Below are 17,668 nucleotides of genomic sequence, written 5' to 3' on the forward strand. Positions count from 1 at the left end.
GCATCGCCGCCGCGCCGAACCGGCTCATTGCGGCACCACTCGGGCAACGGCGGTATCGTCTCCGGCGCTCAGGCGCAGAGCCGGGCCGAGCGAGGCCGGCAGCATCGGGCCGTGACTCAGTTCCGGATAGCGCCGATAGCGAACGCGGGCTTGCGGGATGGCCGCCAGGCGCTCGACCAGTTGCTCGGCGGCGTTGGCCGGTACTGCTGCGGTGGCCTCGCGGCGCGCGCGCACGTGCGGGGCCTCGTCCTTGTCGACAGGCGGGCGCTTGCGCTCTGCGCCCCCGGTCAGCAGCGTCAGGTCGAACGCCTGCCCTCTGGTGATGAACGCCCGGGCCTCCTGAAGAATGAAACCGCTCTGCCACCACAGCGAAGGATCGGCAGCGATGTAGCGCTGGAAGCTGTCAGGACGGGTGAACAGCGCGTGCAGGGTCAGCAGACCGCCATAGGAGTGTCCCCACAGACTTTGTCGCTGCGGGTCGATGCTGACCCGAGCCTGGACCAGCGGCTTGATGCGCTGCTCGAGCAGATCGAGGAACAGATCCGCCCCCCCGCCGTGGCGCTGACGGGCTATATCGTCGATCACCGGTTCGCCGCCGGGCAGCGGTAGTGTGTAGTCGTACGCCCGGGCAGTCGCATCGAAACGCAGGTCAGTGGCATAACCGACGAACACCAGCACGGGCGGTCCACGCCGGTCCAGGTCAACTAACTGCTGCTCCTGCAATGCACCGAGCGCGGCGTTGCCATCGAGCAGGTAAAGCACCGGATAGCCAGAGGCAGGCGCGGCCTGTCTGGGGGTAGCGATCCAGATGCGGTAATGGCGTTGGCCGTCAACGGAAGCCAGATCCTGCTGGGTGAAACGGTAATGGGCAGAACCGTGATCGGCCAGGGTCGGCCCCAGCGGTTGGGAAAGATCCGGCCTGGCCACGGCGACACCAGTGATTGTCAGTAACAGGACGAAGATGCCCAGCCATGCGTTCATCAGCCCACCACACCGAGTTGTTGCCAGATGGGCAGCGTGTCGCTTTCGAAGCGGCTCAGTTGGGCCTGCAGGGGATCCACGGGGTTGGCCAGGGGCTGCCAGCCGACCTTTCGCAGCAAGGCGTCCACGGTCTGGCGAAGCGCCGCGCCACGCAAGTGCGGATGGTCGAGCAGAACCCGCGCGGCAGCCATCTCGACGAAATTAGCGGAGATCCCTGAGCCCAGACTTGGCGCCGCCAGATGGGAATAGCGAGCACCGCCAAGAACGCGCTCGCTGATCACTCTGTTGAAGGCCTGGCAGCCCGCCAGATCGATCTGGCCGGGCAGCAAGGGATGCACGTGCCCGGCGGCAGCCAGTGCTTGCAGCGCCGGGCTGATACTCCCTGCCTGCCCTGCCAGCGCGGGTAACCTCAACAAAGCGGGAAAGCTCTGCGGACGCTGCGCCAGGGCCTGCAGAATCGGCGAGAACAGCTGCTCGGCGCCCTCGACCGCGCCAATCCGCGTATCGAATGTCACGCCCCCGCTGGCCGGCGCCCCCGGTAACGCGGCCACTACCTGATCGAACAAGGCAGCCTTGTGCGCGTATTCGTCGAGCGTGCTGCCGCCACGCTGGTAGAGATCGCGGCGCTGGGTCTGGTTGCGTGCCAGATCCTTGAAGGTTTCCCGCAGGGCAGCCCCCTGCAGCCCGGCGAGCTGCTCGATGACGTTCGCCGGCAGGGACAGGTCGTCGATGTTGTCCATCAGGCTGGCGCTGCCGATATACCCCGTGCCGCACGACTCGAAGTCCGCCATCACCTCGGCGACCGGCAGCGTCGACCAGTGCTCGTTGAGCAACTCGTGGGCAAGGTAACAAGGGTCGTCCTGCAGGCTGCGCTCGATATGCCCGGCTACTTGCCGATCATGGGCGAACAACCCCGCACCACTCGCGCACAGACGCTGCAGTGCACGCAAGGCTTCGACGACGCGTTGCGCGGAAGAGCCGCAGAGGGTCTGTGCGTATTGCTGCACGAAACGTCGAGGCGCCGCGAAGAAGTCCAGCCCGGGCTGTGCCATGTAGCCGAGGAATACGATGCCATCCGGCTTCAGTTGCCGCTCGACGAACTGCCGGAGCCGTTGCCGATCCGCCGAGGGAACCCAGGAGTACACGCCGTGCAGGATGATGAAATCGTATCGTGGCGATGGGCTGGCGTTCTCCAGCATGGCCTGGAAACTGTCTTCGACGAACTCCACGTTGCTCACGCCTGCGGCCTTGGCCAACGCTCGGGCGTGGGCGATGTGCCGAGCATTGAAGTCCACTCCAACGAAATGCCCATGGGGGTTGGCCACAGCCTGCAGCACGGTGGCGAAGCCCTGACCGCAACCCAGCTCGCAGGACACGAATGGCTGACGCAAGTCGGGGCTCGCACGCCCCAGCGCACGGGCCGCGAAACTCAGCCAGATCGGCGTGGTTTCCCGCTGGAAGAAATGCGGATAGGGAACGTCGGTGATGTACTCGGCAGCCATGGATCTCGATCCGTAGAAACGCGAAAAGCCATCGCCCTGTGCAAGGGGCGATGGCCTGGATGCGACTAGTCAGAACGAGGTGGTCGCGGAGACATAGAACGCTCGACCTGGCTCGTTGTAGTTGTTGGCGCCTTCGGCACCGGAAATGCTCTCGCGGCGGATCTGCTTGTCGAACAGGTTGCTGACACCAGCCGCGAAACGCCAGTTTTCGCTCAGCTCGTAGTTGGCCCCCAGACCGACCAGCGTGTAGGGATCACGTGCCCGCAAGGCATCGCCGCTGGCAGCGCCACCATCGGTGGTCAGACGTCGCGGTTCCTGTTTGCCGTAATGGGTGACGATCAGCGACAGATCCAGCGCCTGGGTGACGCTCCAGTCGAGCATGGAGTTGACGGTGTACTTCGGAATCACCGACAGCGGCTCGCCGGTGCTCTTGTTCTTGTTCTGGATCATGTAGGTGAAATTGGTATTCCAGCTCAGGGTCTCGCCCTGGGTGCCGAGCAGCGGGACCGTGAGGTTCCCTTCCCAGCCGGATACGATGGCCTTGGGGGCGTTTTCCCACTCGAAAACCTGTGCGACATTGGTACCCGTACCAGGAATGAGCTGAACCGGACCGCTGCCGTTGCCCATGCCGGCGACGATCTTGTCCTTGTAGTCGTTGTGGAAGTAGGTCAACCCCGCGATCCAGCCCGCGTCATCGAACGCGATGCCGATTTCCTTGTTGATGCTGGTCTCGGCATCGAGATTCTCGTTACCCAGGATGTAGCAACCGGCGCCCTGATTCGGGGAGTTGATCGGGCAGCCATTACCCATCGAGAAATACACGTAGTTGGGGTTGGACTGATACAGATTGGGCGCCTTGAACGCCTTGGCCACTCCCCCCTTGAGGGTAATGGTGTCGGTCAGTTTGTAGGAGCTGTTGAGGCTCGGGCTCCAGTTGCTGCCGAAGATGCTGTTGTCATCGAAGCGCAGGCCAGGCGTCAGCGTCCAGTCCGGCGTCAGCTCGATATTGTCCTCGATATAGAGCGCATAGTTGTCGGCGTCCGACTCCCCGCTGCGCCCACCGGCACTCATGCCTGGCAGCGTTGCGCCGTTGTAGCTACCCGACTGGCTGTTGGAGTACGGATCGTCCAGTTCTTCGCGCACGAACTCACCACCGACCGTCAGGGTCTGGTGGAAACCTAGCTCCAGCGGCAGGTTGAGCTCACCGAAGAGGCGGTAGTTCTGCAGCTCGGAGGTCGCCTTATCCGTCCCGTTGATACCGGTTTCCGGCCCACCGGCAAGGCCTTCGGACATGCGACGGTTGCGAGTGTTCTCGTAGGAAAGACCGAGCTGCGAGGTGCCGAAATCCCAATCACCACGGTGGGTAACGCCGGCAGTCTGGCGGTACATGGTGTTGGTTTCCCGGCCCAGCAGGCCGGTGGTATTGGCGATCGTACTGGGGTGATCCTGGGCGCGCTCGCCAGCGTAGATGTTGCCCTGACGGCTAAAACCGCTTTCGAACTCCAAAGTTTGCTGATCATTCATATCCCAACGCAGCAGCGCATTGAGATCCTTGTTGCGCACGCCCTCACGCCCTGCAGGAGCCGGATTGGTACCGGCCGCATGCTCGCCGTTGAGCGTCGGCTCATCGGCGTCAGTCTTGTTGAAGTTGCCATAGACACGGTAGGACAAATCTTCTGTCAGCGGCCCTGCTGTGTTGAAACTCAAGCGACGGGTCGCGCCCTCATCGCTGTCTTCCGGAATGTTGGTATATGCAGTGACGGAGCCTGAAACCGTTTTGCCAGGCGCCTTGGTGATGATATTGACCACACCACCTGCGGCACCCGAGCCATAACGCGCAGCAGCCGGGCCACGCAGCACTTCGATGCGATCAACCGCCTCGGCCGGTACCCAATTGCTGTCGCCGCGACCGTTACGCTCGCCGGAGCGGCCCATGCGCACCGAATTACGCGAGGTGACGGGCTTGCCATCGACCAGGATCAAGGTATTTTCCGGGCCCATGCCACGCAGGTCGATCTGCCGGCTGTTGCCGAATTGCCCACTGGCGCTATTGCCTGTCAGGTTTACGCCAGGCATGCGTCGAATGATTTCCGAGAGGTCGTTGGCAGGCGGGTGACGCTGAATGTCGTCAGCAGTGATCACCGACACCCCGGGGGCCTGCTTGAGCTCCTGCTCGGCCGTACCAATGACCCGGGTCTCGCCGATTTCCAGTGCGCGTGTTCCCTCGGCAGAAACGCTGCCTTCGCCGCTGGCTGCCGCCTCGTCGAGGGTAATTTCGGTCACTTGCGCATACACCGCCGCTGGCGCGCTGAACGCCAGCATGATGGCCGTGGCTAGCAGATTCGGTTTGTACTTCGGATTCATAGACGTCCCTTCAACCCCATACGCGTCATGCCCAAGCGGGCAGAAATCGGCGGACGGGGATGTCGGAACTGATTACTCAGGCAGCCATTCTAGAGGCGTCCCCGCCGTCATAACGGCGCAAATGATAGTAAATATCATATGAGAGTAAACGTCATTTACACTCTATACACTTTGCTCCCGGAGCTCGGCGGCTGGCAGCAGCAGATGCATGTGCAGGCCGCTGCCGGGGGGGCTTTCGGCCCACAGGCGGCCGCCCTGCAAGGCGATGGCACTACGGGCGATACTCAGGCCGAGGCCAAAGCCACCGTCACCGGGTCGTGCGCTGTCCAGCCGCGAGAAGGGCTCGAAGATGGTCTCCAGATAACGGACATCGATGCCCGGCCCGTCGTCGACCAGGCGCAGGTGCCAGCTATCCCCTTCCAGCTCTCCCAGCAAACGCACCCTGCCGTCGGCTGGCGAATGGCGGATGGCATTGCGCAGCAGGTTCTCCAGGGCCTGGGCGAGGCTGGTCAGGTTGGCGGCGACCAGGCAGCTCTCATCCACCTGGAACTGCAACTGGTCGCTCGACCAGCCCGTTTCGAAACAGGCATCCTCGACCAGCATGTCCCAGAGCTGCACCAGGCGAATCGGCTCACGGGCGAACTGCGGGCGTTCGGAATCCAGCCAGGCCAGCTCCAGAGAGTTTTCCACCAGGCGTTGCATGATGGTGATTTCACGATCCAGACGCTGGCGCAGCACCTGCGGGTCGCTCTCGCCGTCAGCGGCAACGCGCAGGCGACTCAAGGGCGTTCGCAGCTCATGGGACAGGTCGCGCAGCAGGCGGCGCTGGTAGGCAACGGTGCCCTGCAGGCGCTCGGCCATGTGATCGAAAGCCCGTCCCAGCTCACCGAGCTCGTCCTTGCGAGCCGCCACCGGTGGCCCCACGCGAGCGCTCAGGTCCCCGGCGCTCAGGGCATTGGCCTGGCGGCGCAGGATCACCAGCGGCGCGATGAACAGGCGGTACAGCAAGGTGCCAAGCAGTATGGCGAGCGAGGCCGGCAGCACCTGGCGCAGGAAAAACTCCCACAGCGGCTGGTAGTAGCGCGGGTCCAGCCGTGGCGGCAGCTCCATCACCAGACGGGTATGGCCGTCACTGAAGGGCACGTAAAAGGTCGGCCGCCCGCCTGGCCGCCCGACCTTCTGATCGAGGCTGCGCACGAAGTCCAGGCGTAGCGCCTCCTCTCTAGTGAGCGCCTGCGAGGACAGCGACCGGTGATCGTCATTCACCACCATGGCCCAGACCTCCTCGCGCTCGCGCAACTCACGGAGAAAATCATCCAGCCCCGGGGTTCCTCGCTCTGTCCAGGCGCTTTCGGCCTCCTGCGCGAAGCCGCGCATAGCCCGCTGGCTGGAGTCGGACAAAATGGACATCGAGTCGTAGACACGCTTGTCGAGATCCACATGCAGGCTGATGATCAGCAGGCAGAACAGCGCCAGCCCGACGACCAGTTTCCAGAACAGCGAGTGCCGGCCGGGCACCTCAGGATTCCCGACCGGTCAGCACGTAGCCTTTGCCCCAGACCGACTCCAGGCGCATGCCGGTGTAACCGATCTGCTTGAGTTTGCGGCGCACGTTGCTGACGTGCATGTCCAGGCTACGGTCATGCTGGGCATAACCGCGGTGCAGCACATGCTGATAAAGGAAGGCCTTGCTGAGCACCTCCTCGGCATGCCGGGAGAAGGTTTCCAGCAGACGGTACTCGGTAGGTGTCAGCAACGCCCAGTGACCGTCATGGCAGACATCGGAACGGTCTTCGTCATATTTCAGCGCGCCTTCCTGCAAGGGCGGCGGCTGCTCACGCCGCTCGTAGGCCACCCGACGCAGGATCGCCTCGATACGCACGCTGAGTTCGCCGAGGCTGAATGGCTTGGGCAGGTAGTCGTCGGCCCCCTTGCTGAACCCGGCGATGCGATCCTGCTCGGCGCCCAGCGCAGACATCAGGATCACCGGCACATGGCGCCGCTCGCGAAGGCGCTGCAACACATCCAGGCCGTTGCTGCCGGGCAGCAGAATGTCCATCAGGATCAGGTCGAAATCCTGCTCCTGAGCCAGGCGCAACCCCTCGCTACCGTCGCGGCTGACGGTAACCTCGAAACCGCAACCCTGCAGATGAGCCTGCAGGTGGGAGGCGAGAGCCGGGTCATCTTCGACCGCGAGAATCCGGATGGCGTGGGTGGCTGAGGACATCATGACGAGAGCGCTCTGAAAGCAAATGTGAACGATTCTACCTATTAGCGGCATACCCGGTAAGCAGTCGAACGCCAGGCAAGCGTCTGCACGGCGGAATCGCTACACTGCCTGGCATCGTGGAAAGGGGACGTCGCGTGTTCAAGGATATCGGCATCAAGGGCCGGGTACTGATGCTTACCCTGCTGCCTACCAGCCTGCTGGCGCTGGTGCTGGGTGGCTATTTCATCTGGATGCAACTCTCCGGGCTGCAGGCGCAACTGCTGCAGCGCGGGCACATGATCGCCGAGCAGTTGGCGCCTCTGGCTGCGCCCGCACTGCTGCACAGCGACAAATCGCTGTTGCAGCGCATCGCCACCGAAGCCCTGGAACAGCCGGACGTGCGCGCGGTGAGCTTTCTCGCCACGCAGAACGAACGCCTGGCCCACGCCGGCCCCAGCATGCTCAACGAGCGGCCCACCATCGACAGCGACACCGTGGACGTCGCCCAGCAAAGCAGCCAGGACGCGACCCGCTTTCTGCTGCCGGTGATGGCCCAGCATCTGACCCTCAGCGGCGAAGAGTCCAGCCCGGGCAGCGACCCGATCGGCTGGGTGGAGCTGGAACTGTCGCATCACAACACGTTGCTCAGCGGCTATCGCAGCCTGCTGACCAGCCTGCTGCTGGTGGTCACCGGGCTGATCATCACCGGTTTGCTGGCGCTGCGCATGAGCCGCAGCATCAACGACCCCCTGCTGCGCATCAAGAATGGCGTCGCCCTGCTCAAGGACGGCCATCTGGAAACCCGTCTGCCGCCACTGGGCAGCCACGAGCTGGACGAACTCGCCTCGGGCATCAATCGCATGGCCGAGTCCCTGCAGAATGCCCAGGAGGAAATGCAGCACAGTATCGATCAGGTCACCGAAGACCTGCGGCAGAATCTGGAAACCATCGAGATCCAGAACATCGAACTGGACTTCGCCCGCAAGGAAGCCCTGGAGGCGAGCCGCATCAAATCGGAGTTCCTGGCCAACATGAGCCACGAGATCCGCACCCCGCTCAACGGCATTCTCGGTTTCACCAACCTGCTGCAGAAGAGCGAGCTGAGCCCGCGCCAGCAGGACTACCTGAGCACCATCGAAAAGTCCGCCGACAGCCTGCTGGGCATCATCAACGAGGTGCTCGACTTCTCCAAGATCGAGGCCGGCAAACTGGTGCTCGAGAACATCCCGTTCAACCTGCGCGACCTGCTCCAGGACACCCTGACCATCCTCGCCCCCGCCGCTCACGAAAAGCAGCTGGAACTGCTCTCGCTGATCTACCGTGACACCCCGGTGTCGCTGTCCGGCGACCCGCTGCGCCTCAAGCAGGTGCTCACCAACCTGGTCAGCAACGCGATCAAGTTCACCCGTGAAGGCAGCATCGTCATTCGTGCCATGCTCGAGGAAGAGACGGCCGACCGCGCGCAACTGCGCATCAGCGTACGCGATACCGGCATCGGCCTCGCCGAAGAAGACCTGCGTGCGCTTTTCCAGGCCTTCAGCCAGGCGGACAACTCCATCTCGCGCCAGGCCGGCGGTACCGGGCTCGGCCTGGTGATCTCCAAGCGTCTGATCGAGCAGATGGGTGGGGAAATCGGCGTGGACAGCACCCCCGGCGAAGGCTCCGAGTTCTGGGTCAGCCTCAGCCTGCCCAAGGCGCGCAGTGACGCGGAAGATCAACCGCGCGCGCTCACCGGACGCCGAGCTGCCGTGCTGGAAGCCCACGAACTGGCCCGGCAGGCGCTGCAGCATCAACTGGAAGACTGCGGCTTGCAGGTCAGCGTATTCAGCGACCCGGAAAGCCTTTGCGAAGCCGTGAGCACCGCCAGTCGTTCTGCACAGCCATTCAACTGCGCGGTATTCGGTGTCACGGCCAGCTATCTGCCGCCGGATCAGCTGAGCAAGTACGTCTGGGACCTCGAGCACCTGACCTGCAAGAGCGTGGTGCTGTGCCCTACCACCGAGCAGACGCAGTATCAGGACTGCGTGCCCGACTGGCACAGCCAGTTGCAGGCCAAGCCCGCGTGTACGCGCAGGCTGCAACGCGCACTGACCGACCTGCTGGTGCCCAAGCAGATCCGCCAGCAGGCACCCCGCAGCGCCACGCGCTCGCCCGCCATCCTCTGCGTCGACGACAACGCCGCCAACCTGCTGCTGGTACAGACCCTGCTCGACGACATGGGCGCCGTGGTCACGGTCGCCAGCAGCGGCTTCGATGCCCTGGCCATCACCCGCGAAGAGGATTTCGACCTGGTGCTCATGGACGTGCAGATGCCGGGTATGGATGGGCGCCAGACCACCGAAGCGATTCGCCAGTGGGAACAGGACAGCGCTCGTTCGCCGATGCCCATCGTCGCGCTGACCGCCCATGCCCTGGCCAACGAGAAACGCACCCTGCTGCAGAGCGGTATGGACGACTACCTCACCAAGCCGATCAGCGAGCGGCAACTGGCACAGGTCGTGCTCAAGTGGACAGGCCTGTCGCTGCAGGGCGCCAACCAGGACCATGCCCCCGCGGATATCGCTGCACCGCCCACCGCGGTACTCGACAACGAGGAAGGCCTGCGCCTGGCCGCTGGCAAGGCCGACCTGGCCGCCGACATGCTGAGCATGCTGCTGGCCGGGCTGCCAGGCGACCTCCAGGCCATCCGTCAGGCCCGAGCCGACGGCGACCGCAATGCGCTGATCGAGCGCATCCATCGCTTGCATGGCGCCACTCGATACTGCGGCGTACCGCAACTGCGCGCCGCCTGCCAGAACAGCGAGACCCAGCTCAAGCAGGATCAGCCCATTCGCAGCAGCGGGCTCGTTTCGATCAGGCACCGACTCAGGAATGAGCCTGGCCAGCCACCAATGTGAACGGCGGAACACCACTGCAGGTGTTCCGCAAGGCCCTTACCAGGCCTGATGCAGCCCTTCGCCTCGCCGGCCTGGCGCTGGCGGCAGCCCCCCCAACCGCATGCAGCGCTCATACACCAATTGAGCGCGCATGACAAAACTCTATCAACTTAGTTCAGATTTGCTGCATAATGAGAATCATTAACACTAAAATTAAGAATTCTTAACTCCTGCCTCCTCGTCCGGCCTGTTAAAAAGGCGCTCGCGAAGAAGGAGTCGGGGCGAGGAACAGTTCATGCGTGTGCTCGTAGTCGAAGACGATGTAGCCGTCAGCCGCTGGATCAGCAGCAAACTTCACGCATCCGGCCATAACTGCAAAATGGTCGACAATGGCGAAGGTGCACTGCAGATCATCCAGACCGAGGCCTTCGATGTGGTGGTGCTCGACCGCATCCTGCCGAAGATGGACGGCATCGAAGTGCTGACCCGCCTGAACGGTCGCAGCCATCCACCGATCCTGATTCTCTCGGCCAACGACCAGACCTCGGATCGTATCGAAGGCCTGCGCGCCGGTGCCGACGATTACCTGGGCAAACCCTTCGACTTCACCGAACTGCTGCTGCGTCTCGAGCTGCTGATCCGCCGCCGACCGCAGGCACAAGCGGGCGACAGCCTGCACATCGAAGACCTGCGCATCGACCTGGGCCGCCGCGAGGTCTCGCGTTCGGGACAGCGCATCGACCTCACCGACAAGGAATTCAAGCTGCTCCAGGTGCTGGCCGAGAACCGTGGCCAGACGGTGACGCGCAGCATGCTGCTGGAAAAGGTCTGGGGCTATCACTTCGATCCGCAGACCAACCTGATCGACGTGCATCTGTCGAAATTGCGCAACAAGATCGACAAGGACTTCAAGCCCGCCTTGCTCCGCACCATCAGGGCGATCGGCTATGTACTTGGCTAACAACCGCCTGCATCAACTACTCAATACCAGCAGTTTCCGCCAGGCCACGACGGTGGCTTTCATCTGCCTGCTGGTTGCCCTGGCCTCCATCATCCTCAGCAACCACCTGCTCGAAATCATCATGCGCAACCATGTTCGCGACATGATTCTGCTCGACATCCGCACCCAGCAGATGCACGGCCGCCTGGCCAACGCGCCTCAGGTCGCCTCGGCACTGCGCTACCGTCAGCCAATGGAGATACGCAAGGACCGCCACTCCATCGTGCTCGACAGTCAAGGCACAGCGCTGTACGGCGATGCCCATCTGTTTCCCAGCGACTGCCCTGCCCCCTGCGAAACCAACTGGCGCCATGCGGAGTTACTGGACGCTCAGGGCAACCCCAGTGAAATGCTCGGTCTGGTGGTCCCGCTAAACGACGGCGGTCAGTATTTCAGCGCCTACGACCTGCGTCCCATGCTCGAGCGCACACGCATCATCCCGCTGATGGCTGGTGCCGGCCTGCTGATCATTCTGCTCTCGATCCTGATCATCAGCCTGCCGTTCAGCCTGCGTAACCTGTATCGCATCAACCGTATTCGCGATGCCCTGGTGCTCTATGCCGGTGGCGACCACAGCGTGAAAGTGCCCTACGACCATCGCGGCGACGAGTTCGATCAGCTCGGCGAAGAGATCAACCACGCCCTGCTGCGCATCAACCGGCTGATGGACGAGGTGCAGAACATCACCAGCCATATCGCCCACGAACTGCGCACACCGCTTACCCGCCTGCAGAACCGCCTGCTGAATGTCGCCGAGACCCTCGAAGGCGAGCCGCGCGAAGAGCTGTTACGCGCCGTGCAGGACAGCGAACGCATACAGAACCTGTTCCGTGCGGTCATGCGGGTGGCCGAGGTGGAGACCGGCCGCTGCGCCCACCAGTTCAGCTCACTCGGGGCACGCCAGTTGCTCGAAGACATCTGTGACTACTACCTGCCTCTGGCAGAGGAGCGCGGCTGCGAACTGAAGATCAGGCACAACGACTTGCTGTTGTATGGCGACCAGGCCCTGCTGTTCCAGGCGCTGGCCAACCTGATCGATAACGCCCTCAAGTACGCCCCGGCCGGCCGGCCCATCACGCTCAGCGCCTATGGCCAGGCCGGTTGGGCGCACCTGAGCGTGGCCGACAGCGGACCCGGCATCGCGCCAGAGCTCAACGGCAAGGCCATCGAGCGCTTCCAGCGCCTGCACCTCAACGCGGATATTCCCGGCAATGGCCTGGGCCTGACCTTGACCAAGGCGATCGCCGAGCTGCACGGCGGAGAACTGCTTCTGGAAGACAACAAGCCCGGCCTGCGCGCCATATTACGTCTCAAGGCCGCCGCCAGACCGCTGCCCGACAACGCAGTGACAGACCCCGCGAAACACGCCTCGATCGCCTGATTGCAGCCGCCCGGCAACCTTCCTTAAGCATTCTTAATGAAGCGCCGCTTGAAGCTCAATTGATAATGAATCCTAATATCACTCTCTATTAATCACCCTCCAAATGCATCCAAGGAGTTGTGCCCATGGCCAACCAACTGAAGAAATTCCTGGCCGATGAAAGCGGTGTGACCGCCATCGAATACGGCATTCTCGCCGCCGCCATGGCCGCAGCCATTGGCGTGATCTTCGGCTCGGACGGTGTGTTCGTCACCGCTCTCAAGGAGCGTTTCTCGTCGATCGCCGACCAGATCACCAATACCAACAATCCCGGCAGCAGCAAGTAAGCATCCAGGCTGGAGCACCCCATGGACACGGATACCTTCAGCCTTTTAGTCCTGCTGCCGGCGCTGGCTTTCGTCTGCGCCTCGGACCTGCTCTACCGGCGCATACACAACCTGCTGATTCTGGTGCTGCTGGCACTGTGGCTGATATTGCCGGTCTGCGCGCCGTTCGGTTTCGGCCCCTGGGGCGACCTGAGCGGCGGCGAACTGCTGGAGCGCATCGCCCGCAACCTGCTGGGTGCCACGCTGGTGATGCTGGTGGGCTACGGCCTGTTCTGTCTCGGTCGAGTCGGTGCGGGGGACGTCAAGCTGATGGCAGTCATCTGCCTGTGGATGGGACAGGGCAATCAAGTGACCTTCCTCATCGTCACCGCATTGGCCGGTGGCCTGTTGGCACTGGCCCTGCCCTTGCTCGCGACGCTGGAGACCGCACTGGCGCAGGCCTGGCAACGCCTCGGCGCCAACTGTCCATCCCTGCAGATACCTACGCCAACGGTACTGACCGACGACAGGCCTGCCGGAATCCCGTACGGCCTGGCCATCGCGGCGGGTGCCCTCTACACGCTGTTAGGCCCCATTCACTACTGAGTGCACGGTTCAACCATGAAAACCCCTTCCGTCCTTCTTCTGGCCGGCACCCTGCTGGTTGCCGGTAGCGCTGCGCTGCTGGCTCGCGTACTGCTCACCCCACCACCGCCCCCTCCACAAGTGGTCGAGAGCAAGCCCGTGGAGCAGCCCAAGCCCAGGCACCCGGCAATTCTGGTCGCCAGCCGTGACCTGCGCCCAGGGGATTTCATCGACCCGTCGGCGCTGCGCTGGCAAGCCAGCGATACGGCCCATGACGATCGCCTGTATTTCGTCGAGGGGGGTGAAGAAAGCCGCCTGCTGACCGGTGCCAGCGTGCGCCAGCCGATTGCCGCCGGTGCCGCGCTGACCAGCAACCTGGTGGTCAAGGCCAACGAACCCGGCTTCATCGCGACCGTGGTCAAGCCAGGGATGCGTGCCATCGCCGTACCGACCAGCAACAGTGCCAGCCTGTACAGCATGCTCAGCCTGGGCGACCGAGTCGATGTGCTGGTCAACCTGCAGCGCGATCAGGAACAAGCCCAGGGCGACGCTCAGCAGACGCCGCGCCTGGCAGCACAGACCCTGCTGCAGGACGTGCGCGTGCTGTCGATCAACAACCGCGTGCGCAGCCCGCTGCAGCCGATGCCGGTGGCAGACGCCAAGGCTCAGAAGAAGGGCCCGGACGCCTACCCTGACTCCTACCCGGAAATCGTCACCCTGGAAGTCCCGCCCGTGTATGCCGAACGCCTGGCCCTGGCCAGCCAGATCGGCACCTTGCAACTGGTTCTGCGCAGCAGCCTGGAAGCCAGCGACGGGCAGGCCAAGCTAGGCACTGACCGGGTCACCACGCTGGCCCAGACCACCAGCGTCTACAAGGCGTCGGCGCAAACCTCTACACCGAACGTGCAGACCTTCCGTGGCGATGCAGCCACCGCCGTGCAATTTGGCTCCCGGTGAGCCGGCCAACCGAGATACCGAGAATGAAGTTCGCGTATACCCCTCTCGCCCTGTCCCTGACCTGTCTGCTCGCCGCCGGCAGTCTCGCCTCCGGGTTCGCACAAGCGCAAACACAGGAAGAACTCGATCTGCCGGTTGCAGAGCCGGCCGATTACAACCCGGATCTGGATCTGCAGTTCGCCCGCGAGTACTACGCGCAGAATGGCATGGCCAGCCCCGCCGAGGCGGCAAGCCCCACGCCAAAACCTGCTCCACGCCCGGTGCGCAAGCAACTTGTGCAGGTCGACGAAACCGAAACCGTGCAACTGATGCTCAACCAGGGCCGCCTGCTGCAACTGCCACGCGCCGCCGCCACCGTGATGGTGGCCAACCCCGAAATCGCCAGCTATCAGGTGCCGACGCCGGGTAGCGTCTTCGTGTTCGCCAAGGCCCCCGGTACCACCACGCTCTACGCGCTGGATGGCAACGATGAAGTGATTTCCGCCATCCGCCTGGTAGCCAGCCAGGATATGGCAGCACTCGGCCGCCTGGGCGACCAGATCGCCCACGAGATTCCCGGCGCCAAGGTCGAGTTTCTGCCGTCCGGCAGCAGTCTGATCGTACGCGGCAGCGTACGTACCCCGCAGCAGGCCAAGCAGGTGATGGACAGCGTGGAGGCCAACCTCGGCGCAGCATCCAGCAGCGCGGGCGGCAATGCCCGTGCACCGCAGGGCGGTCAGCAGGGGCAGACACCCGCACCCAGAGTGATCAACCAGCTAAAGGTCGAGCTCTCCGCCCAGGTCAACATCAGCGTGCGCATCGTCGAAGTCTCTCGCAGCCTGAGCACTTCGCTGGGGCTGAACTGGGACGTCGCGCTGAAAGACGGCAACTACTTCCTGCGCAATGGCGCGTCGCTGTTCGACGCGACCACTGGCGCCTTCAGCGGCGGCACGGCCACCAACGCGGTGGCCGGCGGCTTCCACCGCAACGGCTCGACCACCGTGGCCGGCCTGCTCACCGCTCTTTCCGAAGACGGCCTGGCTACGGTGCTGGCCGAGCCGAACCTGACCGCGATGTCCGGCGAAACCGCCGGTTTCGCTGCCGGTGGCGAGGTGCCGATCGTGACCTTCGTCAACAACAGCGTGAACATCGATTACAAACAGTACGGCGTGATCATGCGCATGACGCCAACCCTGCTGTCGCCCAAACGCATCAGCCTGCACGTGGCACCCGAGGTCAGCGACCTGTCCAACGACGGCGCGGTGGAGCTGGACGGTTTCACCATCCCGGCCTTCAAGGTGCGCCGCGCCGATACCACGGTGGAACTGGCCAGCGGCCAGAGTTTCGCCCTCGCCGGCATGCTGCGCAGCAACCTCGCGCAACAGATCAATGGCGTGCCCGGGCTGAAGAGCATTCCCGGCCTCGGCCGCCTGTTCGAGACCGAAACCAACACCCAGGAAGACACCGAACTGGTGATCATCGCCACCGCCTATGTGGTCGAGCCCACCGCTCCCGGCGATCTGCAAACACCTGGCCGCGGCATTCGTGCGCTGGATGCCCAGCTACCTGCCCAGGCCACCGCCGGCTATCTGTTCTGAGGAGCGTCACCATGTCCATTCGATCGCTGCTGCCGCTGCTGGCAGTTTCACTGCTGGTCTCCGGCTGTGACCGGCACATCAACCAACTGCGCGAACAACGCCTGGCCCCGTACGAAACCGCGCCACAGGCCAGCGTCGCCCCCTCCGCGCTGGTCGCCTCACTGCAGGCCAGTGGCAACGGCAGCTTCACGGCCGAGTCACTGGACAACCTCAACACCCTCCTGCGCGCCCAGGGCCGGCTGTCACAGCAGACGCTGACCCTGCAGCCCTATACCCCGAGCGGCGAGCGCCTGGCTCAGCGGCTGGCCAGCGTACTGCGCGAACAGGGCGCGCCCGCGCAGCAGGTGATCGTCATGCCGTCGCGCCTGGAAGCGGCCAATGGTGGTGACTGGGATCTGCAGGTGGTCTCCGAAGCCCTGGTCGTGACAGTGCCGGACTGCAGCATCGCCAACCAGAAAGCCTGGACGGTCAAACCCTACGAGGCCGTTGGCCCGCTGGGCTGCGCCACCCGCGCCAACCTCGCCCGCATGGTCTCGGACCCACGTGACCTGATGCGTCCTCAGGCGCTGGATGCCGGCGACGGCATGGCTGCCGTGAATGCGGTTGGCCGTTACCACGACGACGAGATCCGTGAACTGCTCGACATCGACTTCCAGGAAGACTGAGCCCCCGGGCCCGGCGCAGAGAGAATCGCGACATGAACGACACCTCGATCCACAGCCAAGCCACGGCGAATCTCATGCTGTTCGCCGTCGACAGCGAACAGGCCGGGCATTACGGCGAACGCCTCGCCCGCCTCGGCCTCGGCGCCGAACAGGCGCGTACCGGAGGCCTGGCCGCCGCCATCGCCTGGAGTCGCGGCAACCCGTCACCGGAGCTTCTCGTCGTCGATCTGGATGACGATCCGCTGCCCCTGCAGTCACTGGCCGAACTGGCCGAAGTCTGCGACCCCGCCTGCCATATCGTCGCCCTGGGCAGCAAGCAGGACGTCGACCTGTACCGCAGCCTGCTGCACGGCGGCGTGTTCGATTACCTGGTCAAGCCGGTGCCGCTGGATCTGCTCGCCGCGACCCTGAACCGCGCCCGCACCCTCGGCCACAGCGACCCGCATGGTGTGCGCAGTGGTCGTACCATCGCCGTCACCGGCGCATCCGGCGGCTGCGGCACCAGCACGGTGGCCGCCGGCCTCGGCTTGCTGTTGTCGCAACAACGCCACACGGCCACTGCGATCGTCGACTTCGACCGCAGCAACGGCGATCAGAATCTGCTGCTCGGCTATGACGGCGAGGCCGGCCTGGCCGGCGCGCTGTCCAGCAGCGAGATCGACACCCGCCTGCTGCAACGGGCCATGGGACAAATCAACGAGCGCCTGCACCTGTTGGCCCAGACACCCGTGCTGCGTGCCGATGCCGCGCTCGACCGCGAGCACCTGCTGAACCTCGGCGGCAACCTCTGCCGTCTGTTCAACCAGGTGATCTGGGATCTGCCGGCCAGCCAGCCGCCAGGCAGCCTCGATGTGCTGGCCCACGCCCAGACGCGCATCGTCATCACCGACCTGAGCGTACAGGACGCTCGCAACCTGCATCGCCTGCTGCGCGAAATCGGTGACGAGAGCGACGGCCAGCAATTGCTGGTGGTCGCCAACGCCGCTCGCGGCCATGCCTCGGCGGTCGTCGAACGAGAGCAGTTCGAGGCGTTCATCGAGCGCCCCATCGACCTGCTGCTGCCCCATGCCGCTGGCGCTCTGGCCGGCAGCCTGCTGAGCGGGCCACTGAGGCTGGACGATGCAGCCGGGTTCAAGGATGCGCTGCTGGACCTGGCCGACCTCGCCACCGGTCATTCACCGAAACGCGCTGCCAGCGTCTCGGGCAGCCTGCTGGCACGCCTGCGCCAGGTCTTGAACCGTCAGCGCCCTGCGGCCTGAGAGGATA

Annotated in this window: 14 protein-coding genes; 9 read left to right on the top strand and 5 right to left on the bottom strand. The window is 64.0% G+C overall.

Features of this window, described 5'->3' with window-relative positions; genetic code table 11:
- Positions 1 to 24: 24 nt before the first annotated feature.
- The 5 genes from FHR27_RS12800 to FHR27_RS12820 all read right to left on the bottom strand — a co-directional run bounded on the left by FHR27_RS12800 (position 25) and on the right by FHR27_RS12820 (position 7,077).
- Positions 25 to 981, bottom strand: a complete 957-nt coding sequence (locus FHR27_RS12800) for an alpha/beta hydrolase (RefSeq protein WP_179538736.1) — start codon at positions 979 to 981, stop codon at positions 25 to 27.
- Positions 981 to 2,483, bottom strand: a complete 1,503-nt coding sequence (locus tag FHR27_RS12805; protein ID WP_179538737.1) for a class I SAM-dependent methyltransferase — start codon at positions 2,481 to 2,483, stop codon at positions 981 to 983. The genes FHR27_RS12800 and FHR27_RS12805 overlap by 1 nt, the downstream gene beginning before the upstream one ends.
- Positions 2,484 to 2,552: 69 nt before the next feature.
- Complete coding sequence (locus tag FHR27_RS12810; protein WP_179538738.1) at positions 2,553 to 4,847, bottom strand: FepA family TonB-dependent siderophore receptor; 2,295 nt, start codon at positions 4,845 to 4,847, stop codon at positions 2,553 to 2,555.
- A 162-nt stretch (positions 4,848 to 5,009) separates the two neighbouring features.
- Positions 5,010 to 6,365: a HAMP domain-containing sensor histidine kinase gene (locus FHR27_RS12815; protein ID WP_179538739.1), complete on the bottom strand. Its 1,356-nt coding sequence runs from the start codon at positions 6,363 to 6,365 to the stop codon at positions 5,010 to 5,012.
- Position 6,366: 1 nt separating this feature from the next.
- Positions 6,367 to 7,077, bottom strand: a complete 711-nt coding sequence (locus FHR27_RS12820; protein ID WP_042551907.1) for a response regulator transcription factor — start codon at positions 7,075 to 7,077, stop codon at positions 6,367 to 6,369.
- A gap of 134 nt (positions 7,078 to 7,211) precedes the next feature.
- Between FHR27_RS12820 and FHR27_RS12825 the strand changes: the two genes are divergently transcribed.
- The 9 genes from FHR27_RS12825 (at position 7,212) to FHR27_RS12865 (ending at position 17,661) form a co-directional block, all read left to right on the top strand.
- Positions 7,212 to 9,953: a response regulator gene (locus tag FHR27_RS12825; RefSeq protein WP_179538740.1), complete on the top strand. Its 2,742-nt coding sequence runs from the start codon at positions 7,212 to 7,214 to the stop codon at positions 9,951 to 9,953.
- A gap of 274 nt (positions 9,954 to 10,227) precedes the next feature.
- The gene (locus FHR27_RS12830; protein ID WP_042551909.1) at positions 10,228 to 10,893 is read left to right on the top strand and encodes a response regulator transcription factor; all 666 of its coding nucleotides are present in this window, start codon (positions 10,228 to 10,230) and stop codon (positions 10,891 to 10,893) included.
- The gene (locus FHR27_RS12835) at positions 10,880 to 12,313 is read left to right on the top strand and encodes a sensor histidine kinase (RefSeq protein ID WP_179538741.1); all 1,434 of its coding nucleotides are present in this window, start codon (positions 10,880 to 10,882) and stop codon (positions 12,311 to 12,313) included. Before FHR27_RS12830 ends, FHR27_RS12835 begins: the two co-directional genes overlap by 14 nt.
- Before the next feature lie 125 nt (positions 12,314 to 12,438).
- Positions 12,439 to 12,639, top strand: a complete 201-nt coding sequence (locus FHR27_RS12840; protein WP_042551910.1) for a Flp family type IVb pilin — start codon at positions 12,439 to 12,441, stop codon at positions 12,637 to 12,639.
- 21 nt (positions 12,640 to 12,660) lie between these two features.
- On the top strand, positions 12,661 to 13,224 hold the full coding sequence (locus FHR27_RS12845; protein ID WP_042551911.1) for an A24 family peptidase: 564 nt from the start codon (positions 12,661 to 12,663) through the stop codon (positions 13,222 to 13,224).
- Positions 13,225 to 13,239: 15 nt separating this feature from the next.
- Positions 13,240 to 14,160: a Flp pilus assembly protein CpaB gene (cpaB, locus tag FHR27_RS12850; protein WP_179538742.1), complete on the top strand. Its 921-nt coding sequence runs from the start codon at positions 13,240 to 13,242 to the stop codon at positions 14,158 to 14,160.
- A 23-nt stretch (positions 14,161 to 14,183) separates the two neighbouring features.
- Positions 14,184 to 15,737, top strand: coding sequence for a type II and III secretion system protein family protein (locus tag FHR27_RS12855; protein ID WP_052493734.1), 1,554 nt, complete (start codon positions 14,184 to 14,186; stop codon positions 15,735 to 15,737).
- Positions 15,738 to 15,748: 11 nt separating this feature from the next.
- Positions 15,749 to 16,402 carry a CpaD family pilus assembly lipoprotein gene (locus FHR27_RS12860; protein ID WP_179538743.1) on the top strand — a complete coding sequence of 218 codons (654 nt, stop codon included), beginning with the start codon at positions 15,749 to 15,751 and terminating at the stop codon, positions 16,400 to 16,402.
- 32 nt (positions 16,403 to 16,434) lie between these two features.
- Complete coding sequence (locus FHR27_RS12865; protein ID WP_042551914.1) at positions 16,435 to 17,661, top strand: AAA family ATPase; 1,227 nt, start codon at positions 16,435 to 16,437, stop codon at positions 17,659 to 17,661.
- Positions 17,662 to 17,668: the final 7 nt, after the last annotated feature.

The sequence above is a fragment of the Pseudomonas flavescens genome (assembly GCF_013408425.1).
GTDB lineage: Bacteria > Pseudomonadota > Gammaproteobacteria > Pseudomonadales > Pseudomonadaceae > Aquipseudomonas > Aquipseudomonas fulva_A.

Excerpts from the sequence above, each read along its gene's own strand:
- FHR27_RS12845 (WP_042551911.1), top strand. The coding sequence starts at position 12,661 with ATGGACACGGATACCTTCAGCCTTTTAGTCCTGCTGCCGGCGCTGGCT.
- FHR27_RS12830 (WP_042551909.1), top strand. The coding sequence starts at position 10,228 with ATGCGTGTGCTCGTAGTCGAAGACGATGTAGCCGTCAGCCGCTGGATC.
- FHR27_RS12855 (WP_052493734.1), top strand. The coding sequence starts at position 14,184 with ATGAAGTTCGCGTATACCCCTCTCGCCCTGTCCCTGACCTGTCTGCTC.
- FHR27_RS12840 (WP_042551910.1), top strand. The coding sequence starts at position 12,439 with ATGGCCAACCAACTGAAGAAATTCCTGGCCGATGAAAGCGGTGTGACC.
- FHR27_RS12860 (WP_179538743.1), top strand. The coding sequence starts at position 15,749 with ATGTCCATTCGATCGCTGCTGCCGCTGCTGGCAGTTTCACTGCTGGTC.
- FHR27_RS12820 (WP_042551907.1), bottom strand. The coding sequence starts at position 7,077 with ATGATGTCCTCAGCCACCCACGCCATCCGGATTCTCGCGGTCGAAGAT.
- FHR27_RS12800 (WP_179538736.1), bottom strand. The coding sequence starts at position 981 with ATGAACGCATGGCTGGGCATCTTCGTCCTGTTACTGACAATCACTGGT.
- FHR27_RS12805 (WP_179538737.1), bottom strand. The coding sequence starts at position 2,483 with ATGGCTGCCGAGTACATCACCGACGTTCCCTATCCGCATTTCTTCCAG.
- FHR27_RS12810 (WP_179538738.1), bottom strand. The coding sequence starts at position 4,847 with ATGAATCCGAAGTACAAACCGAATCTGCTAGCCACGGCCATCATGCTG.
- cpaB (WP_179538742.1), top strand. The coding sequence starts at position 13,240 with ATGAAAACCCCTTCCGTCCTTCTTCTGGCCGGCACCCTGCTGGTTGCC.
- FHR27_RS12865 (WP_042551914.1), top strand. The coding sequence starts at position 16,435 with ATGAACGACACCTCGATCCACAGCCAAGCCACGGCGAATCTCATGCTG.
- FHR27_RS12835 (WP_179538741.1), top strand. The coding sequence starts at position 10,880 with ATGTACTTGGCTAACAACCGCCTGCATCAACTACTCAATACCAGCAGT.